The sequence below is a fragment of the Stenotrophomonas pictorum JCM 9942 genome, from assembly GCF_001310775.1.
GTDB lineage: Bacteria > Pseudomonadota > Gammaproteobacteria > Xanthomonadales > Xanthomonadaceae > Stenotrophomonas > Stenotrophomonas pictorum.
This window is the reverse complement of record NZ_BAZI01000052.1, coordinates 1-12,181: the sequence shown is the minus strand read 5'-3', so window position 1 is coordinate 12,181 and position 12,181 is coordinate 1. Positions and strand designations below refer to the sequence as shown.

Genomic DNA, 12,181 nt, shown 5'->3' with positions numbered 1-12,181 from the left:
CACCAGCTCCGGCCGCGCCGCTGCCCGCTCGCCCACCATGAAGAACGTGGCCTTGGCCGCATGGCGATCAAGCAGATCCAGCAGCGCCGGGGTCTCATCGGAGGGGCCGTCATCGATGGTCAGCCACACCTCCGCGCCGGGCACGCGGCTGAGCACCGGCGCGTAGAAGCGGCTGTTGGGCAGGAACACCGGCACGATAAACAGCCCGTGGCTGGCCAGCAGCAGCGGAAGTCCCCAGGCCCAGCCCAGCTGCCACCACACCAGCGCCACACCCAGCTGCGAGGCCAGCAGCCACTTCACCCAGCGCCAGGGGCGCACAGGAATGCGATACAGGGTTTCCGGGGCAGTCATGCCCATGATGCCATGCAGCGTAGAATCAGCCGCAGTCCTCACCACTTCTGCGAGTTCCCGATGTCCCTGGACCCTGCCCTGCGTTCGCGCATTGAATCCATCCTCGCCGCCGACCGCGTCGTCCTGTTCATGAAGGGCCAGCCGTCCATGCCGCAATGCGGCTTTTCGGCCAAGGCCGTCGGCGCGCTGCAGGATCTGGGCGTGGAATTCGGTCATGTCAACGTGCTGGCCGACCAGGACATCCGCGAAGGCATCAAGCTCTATGGCGACTGGCCGACCATTCCGCAGCTGTACGTGGACGGCGAGCTGATCGGCGGCAGCGACATCATCCTGCAGATGGCCAACAGCGGCGAGCTGAGCAGCCTGCTGGGTGTGGCCGCCCCGGACCGCACCCCGCCGACCATCACCGTCACCCCGGCGGCGGTGGAAATGCTCAAGGGCGCGCTGGCCGACTCCCCCGGTGCCGCGCTGCAGCTGAGCATCGATGCCAACTTCCAGCCGAACTTCCAGCTGGCCCCGCACGATCCCAACGCGATTGCCGCCGAATCCAATGGCCTGCGCGTGCAGTTCGATGTCTCCAGCGCCCGCCGCGCCGAAGGCATCACCATCGACTGGGTGGACGACATCCGCGGCCAGGGTCTGGCGATCAACAACCCCAACGCCCCCAAGGCGGTGCAGGAGCTGGACGTCCGCAGCGCCGATGACCAGCTGCGCGCCGGCAGCATCACTGTGGTGGATGTGCGCCCGGCCGACGAGCGCGCCATCGCTGCGATCAACGCGCCCTTCGAAACCTTTGACGGCGACAACCGCGCCAGGCTCGAAGCCCTGCCCAAGGACACCGCGCTGGCGTTCCTATGCCACCGTGGTGGCCGCAGCGCGCAGGCCGCCGAACAGTTCCGCGCCAAGGGTTTCAGCAACGTGTTCAACATCACCGGCGGCATCGATGCCTGGTCGGAGCACGTGGACAACAGCGTACCGAAGTACTGATCGGCTACTGGCCACAGCAGAACCAGAAAACGCCGGCATTGCCGGCGTTTTTTTTGGGTAAACCGTGCCGGCTGCGGACTCAGCCGGCGAACCCGCCTTCGGCCAGGAAGTGCAGCTCCTCCGGGGTCGGAATCCGCCCCAGCACCGCGTTGCGGTGCGGGAAGCGGCCGAAGCGGCGGATGATGTCGCGGTGCAGTTCGGCAAAGCGCAGGTATTCCAGATCGCCCAGCACTTCGAACATCGCCACCGAGCGGTCCTGGTCGACCGGATCTTCGGAGTGTTCGAACGGCAGGTAGATGAAGGCCCGCAGCTGCGGTGTCAGCTCACGGTCCAGCCCTTCCTCGATGCTGCGCATGGCGTAGTGCCGTGCCAGTCCATCCGTGGCATAGCAATGGGCGGTGCCGCGGAAGCAGTTGCGCGGAAACTGGTCCAGCAGGATCTGCAGCGCCAGGGCACCTTCGGCGTCGTGCAGCCAGTCCTCACAGCCACGCCGGGCAGCGGTGTAGTGCGTGTCCAGGAAGCGCTCGCGGAATGCCGCATCGAACGCATCGTCACGCGCGAACCAGCGTTGCGGCCCTGCCGCCCGCCAGAATTCCACCACCGAACGTGCCGTTTCCACCACTGTCTCCCCGATCAGCTGCTATCCATATGGCGATACCCACCCACATACGCGGCCCCTGAAGGTGACGTGCAGACCTATCGCATTGCGCCGCTAGCTTAAGCCGCGCGCAGCGCCGTGCATACGGCTTTGTGCGCTGCCCGTCGCCAGCACGGCCACCCGCGTCATCCGCCTGCGGCAGCCCCGGGCAGGGGGAGGGGGAAACCCCGCTGGCGGAGCGCGTCGGCCTTTCATAGCCTCGCCGGATAAAGGGAGGGGGTCCTTTGAAAGCGCTGATCCGAGCATTCTGGCCGCGCAGGCGCGCCGCCGGTATCCAATCGTTGTCGCCCGCGCTGTGGGCAAGCATTGTCGATGGCGCCAGCACCTGCCTGATGGTCGCCAATGCCGATGGCTTCATCCTGGCGGTCAACCCGGCATTGCGGAACATGCTGGCCAGCCTGGAAACAGAACTGCGCCAGCAATTTCCCGATTTTGACGCGGCGACGCTGGTGGGCAGTTCGATCGACCGCTTCCATCATGATCCGGCGGCGCGCCACCTCCAGCTGCGACAGCTCACAGGGCGCCACCTGACCGACATCCGTGTCGGCAGCGCACGGTTCGGCCTGGCCATCACCCCGATCGCCGGCGCCGACGGGACTACCAGCATCTACGCGGTGGAATGGACCGACAAGACCCGTTGGGCACAGGCCGCCGATAGCGAACTGCGCCTGCGCACCGCACTGGACAACATGACCGCCAAATTGATGCTGGCCGATGCCGACAGCACCATCGTGTACGTCAACGATGCACTCAAGCGCATGTTCCAGCGCAACCTGGAAGCCATGCGCAATCGTTTCCCCGACTTCGATCCGGAGCAGCTGGTCGGTCGCAGTATCGATATCTTCCACCGGCATCCGCAGCACCAGCGCGAGGCGCTGCGCAACACGCGGACAAAGATATCGGCGTCACTGCAGATCGGGCCCATGCGCATGGAACTGGATGCCATGCCGATCCGTGATGGCAACGGCCGCTATCTGGGGGCTTTCGCCATCTGGGACGACATCCACGCGGTACACGAGCTGGTGCGCCGCGTCGGCCATGGCGACCTGGATGGCCGGCTCCAGCCCGCGCACTATGAAGGCAGCATGCAGGCACTGGCCGAGCTGCTCAATACGATGATGCAGGCGGTGCATGCCCCGATGACGAGTGCCGTTGGCGTGGCCACTGCTCTGGCCCGCGGCGAGCTGGGCAGCCGGCTGGATGAGCACGCCGAGGGTGTCTTCCAGCAACTGCACGTGGCCCTGAACACCGCGGCGGGCAATCTGGCGCAGATGATCCGGTCCATCCAGGTGTCATCGGCGGCGGTGCTGCAGACGGCAAGCGAGATCGCCGCCAGCAGCAGCGAGCTCAGCAGTCGCACCGAAGCCCAGGCGGCTTCGCTGGAGGAGTCGGCAAGTGCGGTCAAACATCTGGGCGTGCATCTGCAACAGACCAACCGCGCACTGGATGCGATCACTGCGCAGGCCGCCAGGATCAACGCGGAATCGCAGTCCGGACAGGACATGGTCACCGCGGTGGCCCATGCCATCGACACGATGGCCCGGGATAACACCCAGATCGCCAACTTCGTCAAACAGATCGACGCGATCGCCTTCCAGACCAATCTGTTGGCACTCAACGCCGCCGTGGAAGCGGCCCGCGCGGGCGTCCATGGCAAGGGCTTTGCCGTGGTCGCCAGTGAGGTACGGGCATTGGCGCAGCACAGCGCCGAGAGCGCACAACAGATCAACCGGATCGTGACGGCATCGACGCAGGGCGTCCTGCACGGCCAGTCGCTGGTTGCCGACGCGGCAGCGAAACTGCGGGACATCACCGAGGCCGCGGGCTGATAGACCATGACTTGGGCATCCTCTCCGCGGATGCCGGGCAGCAGCGCCAGAGCCTGCGCGAAGTCGATGTTGCCATCGATACGATCGATCGTTTTACCCAGCAGAACAGCGCCATGGCCGAGCAGAACGCCGCCGCCGCCGAGGCCCTGCACGAGGCCGCACGGGAGCTGCATACCCAGACCGGCCGCTTCCATCTGCAGGCCCTGCCGCCGTCGACAGCCATCCGCGACACCCCACTTGCTACGCTCTAGTTTCCAACAGGTTTGAAGATGGATTTTCCAAAACCCAGCTCACCGTTTTCCGGTGGAACGCCAGAGATTCCGCAAGCTGAAATCGACCTGCGTCTGGCCTATCTGAAATACAACGCCGAAGATCAACGCAACCTCAACCAGGCCTGGGATTACATCCAGAGCTGCTCCCAGCACAACATCGACCGCTTCTACGCCCATGTGGGCGCGTTTGCTGAAACCGGCTCCTACATCCAGGACGGGCGCCAGCTCGACCGCCTGCGCGGGATGCAGCAGCACTACCTGCGCGAGCTGTTCTGCGCACCGGTGGATGCAGCCTACGTCGACAACCGCTTGCGTATCGGCATGGTCCACCACCATATCGGGCTGGAACCGCACTGGTATCTGGGCTCCTGCAGCCAGCTGCTCAGCGAGATCACCCACTCGCTGGAGCCGATCCTGACCGAGGATCCGCGCTTTTACGCAGCGGCCATGCAGTCGGTGATCAAGCGGCTGTTTCTGGACATGGGCATCGCGATGAACGCCTATGTCTTCACCGATCGCCATGCGCTATCCAAATCCACATCGTCGTTGCGCGAGAGCGAAGCCCTGTTGTCCGAGGCACATGATCTGGCGCAGCTTGCACGCTGGGAGCTGTTCCTGCCGGAAGGCCCGTTGAACGGATGCCCGCGCGCGCAGGAGATGCTGCATCTGGAACAGACCCAGGAGAAGAACGGGTACGAACGCCTGCGCTACTGGGTCAATCCGGCCGACCGTGCCGAAGTCGATGCCGCCTTCGCCTCGACCCTGGCCAGCGGCGTCACCTATGACGTCCGCTATCGGGTAGAACATCCCGGGCATCCCTTGCGCATGCTACGCGAGCGCGGCCGGGCCCTGCTGGAGAACGGCAAGCCGGTCCGCGTGGTCGGTACCGTGCAGGACATCTCGCTGCAGGTCTCGCAGCTTTCGCGGATCGAACAGCTGGCCCTGTTCGACGACCTGACCCAGTTGCCCAACCGGGCCAACTTCCTGGGCAACCTCGAACGTCACCTGATAGATGCCGGGAAGACCCGCAAACCGTTCTCGCTGCTGTTCATCGATCTGGATGACTTCAAGGAGATCAACGACACCCAGGGACACAGCGTCGGCGATGAAGTGCTGATCGAGGTCGCACGCCGTCTGAAGGAGAACCTGAAACCACAGGAAATGGTGGCCCGGCTCGGTGGGGACGAGTTTGTCGTGCTCACCCCGACCGGCGCCAAGGACGGCGCAACAACCGCTGCCTTGCGGTTCTCAACTGCGATCGGCAGACCCCTGTGGATCGGCCAGTCGATGATGGGTATCCGCGCCAGCATCGGTATCGCCAGCTGCCCGGAGGACGGCCTCAAAAGCGGCCTGCTGCTGCGCAATGCCGATATCGCCATGTATGCGGCAAAATCTTCGCGCAGCGGCATCGAGATCTACCGGCCGGAGATGAGTGAACGCCTGTTGCGGCGCGCGCAGCTGGCCAGTCGTCTGCAACATGCCCTGGATGAAGGTGCCCTGGAGCTGTACTACCAGCCCCAGGTAACGGTCGCAGATGGCACCCTGGTCGGTGCCGAAGCGCTGCTGCGCTGGCACGATCCGGTGCTGGGCCAAGTCAGTCCCGACGAGTTCATCCCATTGGCCGAACATCGCGGCCTGATCGGCGCCGTCGGCCAGTGGGTTGCTGCCCAGGCCTGCCGGCAACTGCACCACTGGGAGTCGGCCGGGCGTGCCCTCCCCGGCCAGCTGGCAATCAATATCTCCCCACGCCAGCTCGATGATCCACAGTTCGCCGAACAGCTGCTGGAGCTGGTCCGCCAAGCGGGGGTACTGCCCGGAAAAATAGACCTGGAACTGACCGAGAGCGGATCATGATCGACCCCGAGTCGTCGCTGTCCATCCTCCAGAAGCTCAAAGATGCCGGTTTCTCACTGTCCCTAGACGACTTCGGCATGGGCTACTCGTCGCTGGCGCATCTGCGGGGTTTCCCGCTGGACAAGATCAAGCTCGATCGCTCCTTCGTGCTGGGGATGCTGGAGCAACCGCACGACTACGCCATCGTGGTGGCCACCATCGCGATGGCACAGAGCCTGGGGTTGCGCATGGTCGCCGAAGGCGTGGAAAGCGCGCTGCAGGTGGATGCGCTGAAGCGGCTCGGGTGCAGCCATGCGCAGGGATATTTCTACGGAGTACCGCTGCCGGCGGAGCAGTTCGCCGAGCAATGGCTGAACACATGATGCGTTGCGGGTGAATCGGCATCGTCGCCGGGTGCGATCTGGATGAAGTAACCGGAGCGCCACCGCATCGATGCCGCCAGCAGGGCGTCACGGCCTTGCAGCTGCAGTTTCTGTTTTATTTTCTCGCGATAGCTTTCGACGGTTTTCACCGACAGGCCGGACTCGCTGGCGATCTGTGTCGGCCCCATGCCTTCGCCAATGCGCAGGAATATCTCGAACTCACGCGGCGACAGCGGCAAATCGGCTTTTTTCAGGGTTTCCTGCAGCACACACCCACCGCACCGGGAATCTTCCGCACCACTGAACCGGCATTCAAGCAGCGTCAACAGCAGGAGACGGGCACTGCACTCGCAGCCCTTTTCCGTGAGCATGCCGCACAGACGGCCCTGCCGGGGAAAAGCGTCCTCACCGGCATGGTCGCGCGAGGTGATGACAAGCGTGCGCACCGACGCAAGTGCATGACGATCGGCACGATGCAGTTGCGAAGCATGCTCGGGATCCGTCAACAGCACCTCGACGTTGCTTCGCTGCAGCAGCTGGCTTGTCTGGGCGACACTGCGGCTGATGCTTATGTGTCCCGGGGTCTCCAGCTTCTCCAGCAGACGCACAAGTCCGTGCTGGATCAGTGGACGGTTCACCGCAATCACAATCATGCGTGAATCCACCGCTCCGGCTCCGTGGGCGGTCACTGCTTTTTCGCCTGGAGTATCTGCGGCCTGTCCGGCGGCCTGACCTGTAGAAAGCGCGTTGCTGGAACACATACTGCACTTCGCCAAATTTCCCTATGTGCCGCATTCTATCGCGCATTCATAAATACCACCCTGCGTAGCGGTATGGCTGATACCGCTGTTGCGTGGGGGAAAAATCTGGTGGCGGCAGAGTCGCTTCACTACCTGCACGCCGGAGCGGTTGGAAGCCTGCCGGCCGGTCCCGGCCGTGACCAGAGGTTTGCGCAGATCCGGAGCCGGCACGCACCAGCGAGTGGACTTGCCAGGTGTGAGGCAATGGCGGGCGGGCACCTTCATCGAGGTGCAGGGAGCGCCGCCATCGCCGGTGCCTGTGCCCGTTGGTCAGGCCCCCTCGGCAGGCCTGCGCGGAAGGAACCGGATACGGTCCACCGGACTCCACACTGGACCATCGGGCAGCCGCCGCTCAAGGACGGAATACCTGGCGCGAAACCGTACGCCGGCGTTGGTTTTGCGATACGGTTCGCACATTCAGATCACATCGGGACGGGGGGCTTCAATGCGCATAGGGATTGTTGTCGATTCGGCCTGCGACCTGCCGCCGGAGTTCATCCGCCAGCACGGCATCGTGCTGCTGCCCATCACGGTACGGATCGGCGAAGCGGTGCTGGCCGACCACCGCGACGAGGAGGCCACGCTGGGTTTCCTGCATGCGCATGTGGCCGAGGGCGGTGCCGAAGCGGAAACCATTGCCTTCAGCGTCAACCAGATCCGCGATCTGTTCCTGGGCACGCTGGTGATCGACTACGACCATGTGTTCTGCATGACCATCACCAAGACCCGCAGCCCGATCCACGACAACGCGATGCAGGCCAGCTTCGCGATCCTCAACGACTACAAGCCCGTGCGCCAGGCTGCCGGCCACAACTCGCCGTTCGCCCTGCGCGTGCTCGACACCCAGAACCTGTTCGCCGCGCAGGCGGTTACCGCGGTGGAGGCGGTGCGCCTGCGTGAAAGCGGTGCCAGCGTGCAGCAGATGCGCGAGCGCCTGGAACAGCTGGCGGGCAACGTGCATGGCTACATGGTCACCCGGGATCTGTACTACCTGCGTGCCCGCGCCCGCCACAAGGGCGACCGCAGCGTCGGCCTGCTCAGCGCCGCACTGGGCAGCGCGCTGGATATCAAGCCGGTACTGCACGGCTATCGTGGCGATACCGCGCCGGTGGCCAAGATCAAGGGCTTCGACAACGCGGTGCAGAAGCTGTTCGATTTCACCGGGCAGCGGGTGCGCAACGGACTGCTGACGCCCACCGTATGCGTGAGCTACGGCGGCGAGCTTTCCGAACTGCGGACCTTGCCCGGCTACGCCGCGCTGCGTGATACCTGCAGCGCGAACAAGGTGGAACTGCTGGAAAGCGTGATGAGCCTGACCGGCATGGTCAATGTCGGCAAGGGCGCGGTGACCGTCGGTTTTGCCGACGAGCACCACAGCTTCACCGCCTGACCACCGATCGCCCCCGGCCATCACTGGCGTGACGCGGTCGCAACGCGTTGCACGTTACGTTGGGTCAACCCTCAGGAGAATCCGTATGTCCGTGCAGTACTCCATCTCCCTGCCCGATCCGGCCAAAGCCCGTGGCAACGATCCGCGCCTGTCCTTCAGCGCCAATGGCGCCGAGGAGTTCGCCGCGCAGCTGCAGGCCGCGCTGCGCACGCCCGAGCTGTTCCAGCGCTGGAAGGCCACCCAGGAGGATCCGGAGGATGTCGACCCGGCGTTGGGCGCCACCGACCCGGATGCCACGGTGACCGGCCAGCAGGCCGATCTGCGCATCAACCTCCAGGCCACCACCCGCCTGCCCGGCGAGCTGTTCAAGCAGCGTCTGCGGCTGCTGGCGGGCAGCCACTGGGAACTGCGCGACGTGCGCTGAGCGGTGGCCACGCCGATCCTGCTGTCCTGGAGCGGTGGCAAGGATGCCGCCTGGGCACTGCATGAACTGCGCCAGCGCGAGGACTTCACCGTCGTTGCGCTGCTTACAACGCTCACCGAAAGCTACAACCGCTCTTCGATGCAAGGCGTACGTGCCGACGTGCTCCAGGCCCAAGCCGATGCCGCGGGACTGCCACTGGTACAGGCCTGGATTCCACCGGTTTGCGACAACACGGTGTACCTGGCACGCATGTCCGAGGCATTGACCGGCGCTCGCCAGCGCTGGCCTGCGCTGGAAACCATCGCCTTCGGCGATCTGTTGCTGGCAGACATCCGCGACTGGCGCGTGCAGCAGTACGCCGAACTCGGCTGGCGCACACTGTTTCCCCTGTTTGGCCGCGACACCGCTGCGCTGGCCCGGCAGATGGTGCAGGAAGGATTGCGCGCGCAGCTGTGCTGCGTGGATAGCCAGGTGTTGGATGCAACGTTCGCCGGACATGCCTTTGACATGGCTTTCCTTGACGCATTGCCCGCCGGCGTTGATGCCTGCGGCGAGAACGGCGAGTTCCACACCTGCGTCAGCGCCGGCCCGATGTTCCGTGCGCCACTGCGATTGCGCCAGGGCGATACCGTGCTCCGTGACGCACGCTACGCCTATACGGATTTCCTGACGGCTTGACCGCACCGGCCACTGTCCCACTGGCGCAGGAACGACCTGCGCCAGTGGGACAGCCAGTTCAACCGTGCATCGCCCTGGCGTGATGGGCGATGTGCTCGCCGATGAAGCTGCTGATGAAGTAGTAGCTGTGGTCGTAACCGGGCTGCAGGCGCAACTGCAGCGGATGGCCAGCCGCCCCGCAGGCGGCCTGCAGCAGCTCGGGCCTGAGCTGGCTGGCGAGGAACTCGTCGGCATCACCCTGGTCGACCAGCAGCGGCAGACGCTCGCTCGCCCCGGCAACCAGCGCGGTGGCGTCGTGACGCGCCCACGCCGCCCTGTCGTCGCCGAGGTAGGCCGCAAACGCCTTCTGTCCCCACGGCACCTGCGAGGGCGCCACGATCGGCGAGAACGCCGACACGCTGCGGTAGCGGCCGGGGTTCCTCAGCGCGATGGTCAACGCGCCATGGCCGCCCATCGAATGGCCACTGATCGCGCGGACATCGCTGGCCGGGAAATTCGCCTCCACCAGCGCCGGCAGTTCATCGACGATGTAGTCGTACATCCGGTAATGGCGGGCCCACGGCTCGGTGGTGGCATTGACATAGAAGCCGGCGCCCTGGCCCAGGTCGTAGCCGTCGGCATCGGCCACCGCCGGGCCCCGCGGGCTGGTATCCGGCGCCACCAGAATGATTCCATGCTCGGCCGCATAGCGCTGCGCGCCGGCCTTGGTGATGAAGTTCTGTTCGCTGCAGGTCAGGCCCGAGAGCCAGTACAGCACCGGCAAGCGAGCGCCAGCCTGCGCCTGCGGCGGCAGATAGACCCCAAGCGTCATGTCGCAGCCCAGCACCCGGGAAGGATGGCGGTAGACCTCCTGCCAGCCGCCGAAACTGGCACGGTGTTCGAGGCGTTCGGCCAGCATCTCAGCCACCTCCCGATGCGGACGACAGGCGGATCTGGCAAGTCTTCAACACCTCCAGGTCGCCCTTGACCTCGATGCGCGAATCGTTGGCCAGCGCGCGGATACGCAACGCGTAGAGCGCCTCCGGAATATCCTCGTATTCGTCGGGTGCGGCAATCAATACGCCGGTGGTAACGAAGCCGGCCTTCTTCCAGCTCCGGTCCAGCGACGACAGGATCAACGCATCAATCTTCGCCAGATCGGATGCCTGCAGTCGCTCGATCGCCTCACGCGCTTCCGCGCTGTCGTCCACGCCAGCCAGTGCCGCGGCCAGTCCATCTTTATTGAACATCGCACTCATCTCAGTAGTGGATCACCGAACGGATCGACTTGCCTTCATGCATCAGCTCGAAGGCTTCGTTGATCCTGTCCAGTTCCATGGTGTGGGTGACGAACGGCGCCAGTTCGATATGGCCCTTCATCGCATCCTCGACCATGCCCGGCAGCTGGCTGCGGCCCTTGACGCCACCAAAGGCGGTGCCCAGCCACTTGCGGCCGGTGACCAGCTGGAACGGCCGGGTGGAGATTTCCTTGCCCGCGCCGGCCACGCCGATGATCACGCTCTGGCCCCAGCCGCGGTGCGCGCATTCCAGCGCCGCGCGCATGACATCGACGTTGCCGATGCACTCGAAGCTGTGATCCACGCCCCAACCGGTCATTTCGACGATGACCTGCTGGATCGGCTTGTCGAAGTCCTTCGGGTTGACACAGTCGGTGGCACCGAACTGCTTGGCCAGTTCGAACTTGGACGGGTTGGTGTCGATGGCGATGATGCGCCCGGCCTTGGCCTGGCGCGCGCCCTGGATCACCGCCAGACCGATGCCGCCCAGGCCGAACACGGCCACCGAATCACCCTCGGCCACCTTGGCGGTGTTGTGCACCGCGCCGATGCCGGTGGTCACGCCGCAGCCGAGCAGGCAGACGTGCTCCGGGTTGGCTTCCGGGTTGACCTTGGCCAGCGAGACCTCGGCCACCACGGTGTACTCGGAGAAGGTCGAGCAGCCCATGTAGTGGTAGATCGGCTCACCGTTGTAGCTGAAGCGGGTGGTGCCATCGGGCATCACGCCCTTGCCCTGGGTGGCGCGCACGGCCACGCACAGGTTGGTCTTGCCGCTGGTGCAGAACTCGCACTTGCCGCATTCGGCGGTGTACAGCGGAATCACGTGGTCGCCCGGCTTCACGCTGGTCACGCCCTCGCCCACCTCGACCACGATGCCGGCACCCTCATGGCCCAGCACCACCGGGAACAGGCCTTCCGGGTCCTCACCGCTCAGGGTGAAGGCATCGGTATGGCACACGCCGGTGTGGGTGATCCTGACCAGCACCTCGCCGGCCTTGGGCGGGGCAACATCGATCTCGACGATCTGCAGCGGTTCACCGGCGGCAAAGGCGACGGCGGCACGGGATTTCATGGTTTTTCTCCTGCGGGAATGACGGAAGGCGACGCTGTGCGCCGCCCGGGATTACTTGAGATAGGAACGGATCAGGCTGGACATCTCGGTCACGCGCGCGGCGCGCTGGGCTTCGGACCGCGCCGGCTGGCCGAATTCCTCACGCAGGTGGGCTTCCATGACCTGGCTCATCAGTCCGTTGACCGCGCCGCGGATGGCGGCGATCTGCTGCAGCACCGGGCCGCAGT

Annotated in this window: 15 protein-coding genes; 8 read left to right on the top strand and 7 right to left on the bottom strand. The window is 65.0% G+C overall.

What is annotated here, in order from left to right:
* Nucleotides 1-351 (bottom strand): polysaccharide deacetylase family protein (locus tag JCM9942_RS04905; RefSeq protein ID WP_157722783.1); only part of this gene is annotated, 351 nt, incomplete at its 3' end.
* 60 nt (nucleotides 352-411) lie between these two features.
* On the opposite strand from JCM9942_RS04905, the gene grxD reads away from it, so the two are divergent.
* Complete coding sequence (gene grxD, locus JCM9942_RS04900) at nucleotides 412-1,338, top strand: Grx4 family monothiol glutaredoxin (protein WP_054658072.1); 927 nt, start codon at nucleotides 412-414, stop codon at nucleotides 1,336-1,338.
* Between the two features lie 79 nt (nucleotides 1,339-1,417).
* On the opposite strand, the gene JCM9942_RS04895 is transcribed toward grxD, so the two are convergent.
* Entirely contained in the window at nucleotides 1,418-1,960 is a 543-nt protein-coding gene (locus JCM9942_RS04895) for a DUF924 family protein (RefSeq protein ID WP_425478309.1), read from the bottom strand.
* Nucleotides 1,961-2,220: 260 nt separating this feature from the next.
* Between JCM9942_RS04895 and JCM9942_RS04890 the strand changes: the two genes are divergently transcribed.
* Genes JCM9942_RS04890 through JCM9942_RS04875 form a run of 4 tightly spaced genes read left to right on the top strand, consistent with a single transcriptional unit; the run spans nucleotide 2,221 to nucleotide 6,313 of the window.
* Nucleotides 2,221-3,825 carry a methyl-accepting chemotaxis protein gene (locus JCM9942_RS04890; RefSeq protein WP_054658070.1) on the top strand — a complete coding sequence of 535 codons (1,605 nt, stop codon included), beginning with the start codon at nucleotides 2,221-2,223 and terminating at the stop codon, nucleotides 3,823-3,825.
* Nucleotides 3,826-3,836: 11 nt separating this feature from the next.
* Nucleotides 3,837-4,076 (top strand): hypothetical protein, encoded by a 240-nt coding sequence (locus tag JCM9942_RS04885; protein ID WP_054658068.1) that lies wholly within the window; start codon nucleotides 3,837-3,839, stop codon nucleotides 4,074-4,076.
* A gap of 18 nt (nucleotides 4,077-4,094) precedes the next feature.
* A complete protein-coding gene (locus JCM9942_RS04880; RefSeq protein ID WP_054658066.1) occupies nucleotides 4,095-5,951 on the top strand; it encodes a putative bifunctional diguanylate cyclase/phosphodiesterase in 1,857 nt (618 codons plus the stop codon).
* Nucleotides 5,948-6,313: an EAL domain-containing protein gene (locus tag JCM9942_RS04875; protein WP_054658064.1), complete on the top strand. Its 366-nt coding sequence runs from the start codon at nucleotides 5,948-5,950 to the stop codon at nucleotides 6,311-6,313. Before JCM9942_RS04880 ends, JCM9942_RS04875 begins: the two co-directional genes overlap by 4 nt.
* On the opposite strand, the gene JCM9942_RS04870 is transcribed toward JCM9942_RS04875, so the two are convergent.
* Nucleotides 6,259-7,074: a helix-turn-helix transcriptional regulator gene (locus JCM9942_RS04870; RefSeq protein ID WP_083468414.1), complete on the bottom strand. Its 816-nt coding sequence runs from the start codon at nucleotides 7,072-7,074 to the stop codon at nucleotides 6,259-6,261. The two genes, JCM9942_RS04875 and JCM9942_RS04870, sit on opposite strands and share 55 nt — an antisense overlap.
* Before the next feature lie 484 nt (nucleotides 7,075-7,558).
* On the opposite strand from JCM9942_RS04870, the gene JCM9942_RS04865 reads away from it, so the two are divergent.
* From JCM9942_RS04865 to JCM9942_RS04855, 3 genes are all read left to right on the top strand, one after another.
* Entirely contained in the window at nucleotides 7,559-8,503 is a 945-nt protein-coding gene (locus JCM9942_RS04865; RefSeq protein ID WP_054658060.1) for a DegV family protein, read from the top strand.
* An 85-nt stretch (nucleotides 8,504-8,588) separates the two neighbouring features.
* Nucleotides 8,589-8,927 carry a hypothetical protein gene (locus JCM9942_RS04860; RefSeq protein ID WP_054658058.1) on the top strand — a complete coding sequence of 113 codons (339 nt, stop codon included), beginning with the start codon at nucleotides 8,589-8,591 and terminating at the stop codon, nucleotides 8,925-8,927.
* Between the two features lie 3 nt (nucleotides 8,928-8,930).
* Nucleotides 8,931-9,605 carry a Dph6-related ATP pyrophosphatase gene (locus JCM9942_RS04855; protein WP_054658056.1) on the top strand — a complete coding sequence of 225 codons (675 nt, stop codon included), beginning with the start codon at nucleotides 8,931-8,933 and terminating at the stop codon, nucleotides 9,603-9,605.
* Nucleotides 9,606-9,663: 58 nt separating this feature from the next.
* Here JCM9942_RS04855 and fghA read toward each other — a convergent pair whose 3' ends face one another.
* The 4 genes from fghA to JCM9942_RS04835 all read right to left on the bottom strand — a co-directional run.
* Nucleotides 9,664-10,503 carry an S-formylglutathione hydrolase gene (fghA, locus tag JCM9942_RS04850; protein ID WP_054658054.1) on the bottom strand — a complete coding sequence of 280 codons (840 nt, stop codon included), beginning with the start codon at nucleotides 10,501-10,503 and terminating at the stop codon, nucleotides 9,664-9,666.
* Nucleotide 10,504: 1 nt separating this feature from the next.
* Nucleotides 10,505-10,834, bottom strand: a complete 330-nt coding sequence (locus tag JCM9942_RS04845; protein ID WP_158499969.1) for a DUF3658 domain-containing protein — start codon at nucleotides 10,832-10,834, stop codon at nucleotides 10,505-10,507.
* A gap of 10 nt (nucleotides 10,835-10,844) precedes the next feature.
* Nucleotides 10,845-11,954: an S-(hydroxymethyl)glutathione dehydrogenase/class III alcohol dehydrogenase gene (locus JCM9942_RS04840; protein WP_054658050.1), complete on the bottom strand. Its 1,110-nt coding sequence runs from the start codon at nucleotides 11,952-11,954 to the stop codon at nucleotides 10,845-10,847.
* A 51-nt stretch (nucleotides 11,955-12,005) separates the two neighbouring features.
* Nucleotides 12,006-12,181 (bottom strand): metal-sensing transcriptional repressor (locus JCM9942_RS04835; RefSeq protein ID WP_157722779.1); only part of this gene is annotated, 176 nt, incomplete at its 5' end.

What these genes read in the sequence shown, in the direction of transcription:
- grxD (WP_054658072.1), top strand. Translation starts at nt 412, where the DNA reads ATGTCCCTGGACCCTGCCCTGCGTTCGCGCATTGAATCCATCCTCGCC.
- JCM9942_RS04880 (WP_054658066.1), top strand. Translation starts at nt 4,095, where the DNA reads ATGGATTTTCCAAAACCCAGCTCACCGTTTTCCGGTGGAACGCCAGAG.
- JCM9942_RS04875 (WP_054658064.1), top strand. Translation starts at nt 5,948, where the DNA reads ATGATCGACCCCGAGTCGTCGCTGTCCATCCTCCAGAAGCTCAAAGAT.
- JCM9942_RS04870 (WP_083468414.1), bottom strand. Translation starts at nt 7,074, where the DNA reads ATGTGTTCCAGCAACGCGCTTTCTACAGGTCAGGCCGCCGGACAGGCC.
- JCM9942_RS04865 (WP_054658060.1), top strand. Translation starts at nt 7,559, where the DNA reads ATGCGCATAGGGATTGTTGTCGATTCGGCCTGCGACCTGCCGCCGGAG.
- JCM9942_RS04860 (WP_054658058.1), top strand. Translation starts at nt 8,589, where the DNA reads ATGTCCGTGCAGTACTCCATCTCCCTGCCCGATCCGGCCAAAGCCCGT.
- fghA (WP_054658054.1), bottom strand. Translation starts at nt 10,503, where the DNA reads ATGCTGGCCGAACGCCTCGAACACCGTGCCAGTTTCGGCGGCTGGCAG.
- JCM9942_RS04845 (WP_158499969.1), bottom strand. Translation starts at nt 10,834, where the DNA reads ATGTTCAATAAAGATGGACTGGCCGCGGCACTGGCTGGCGTGGACGAC.
- JCM9942_RS04840 (WP_054658050.1), bottom strand. Translation starts at nt 11,954, where the DNA reads ATGAAATCCCGTGCCGCCGTCGCCTTTGCCGCCGGTGAACCGCTGCAG.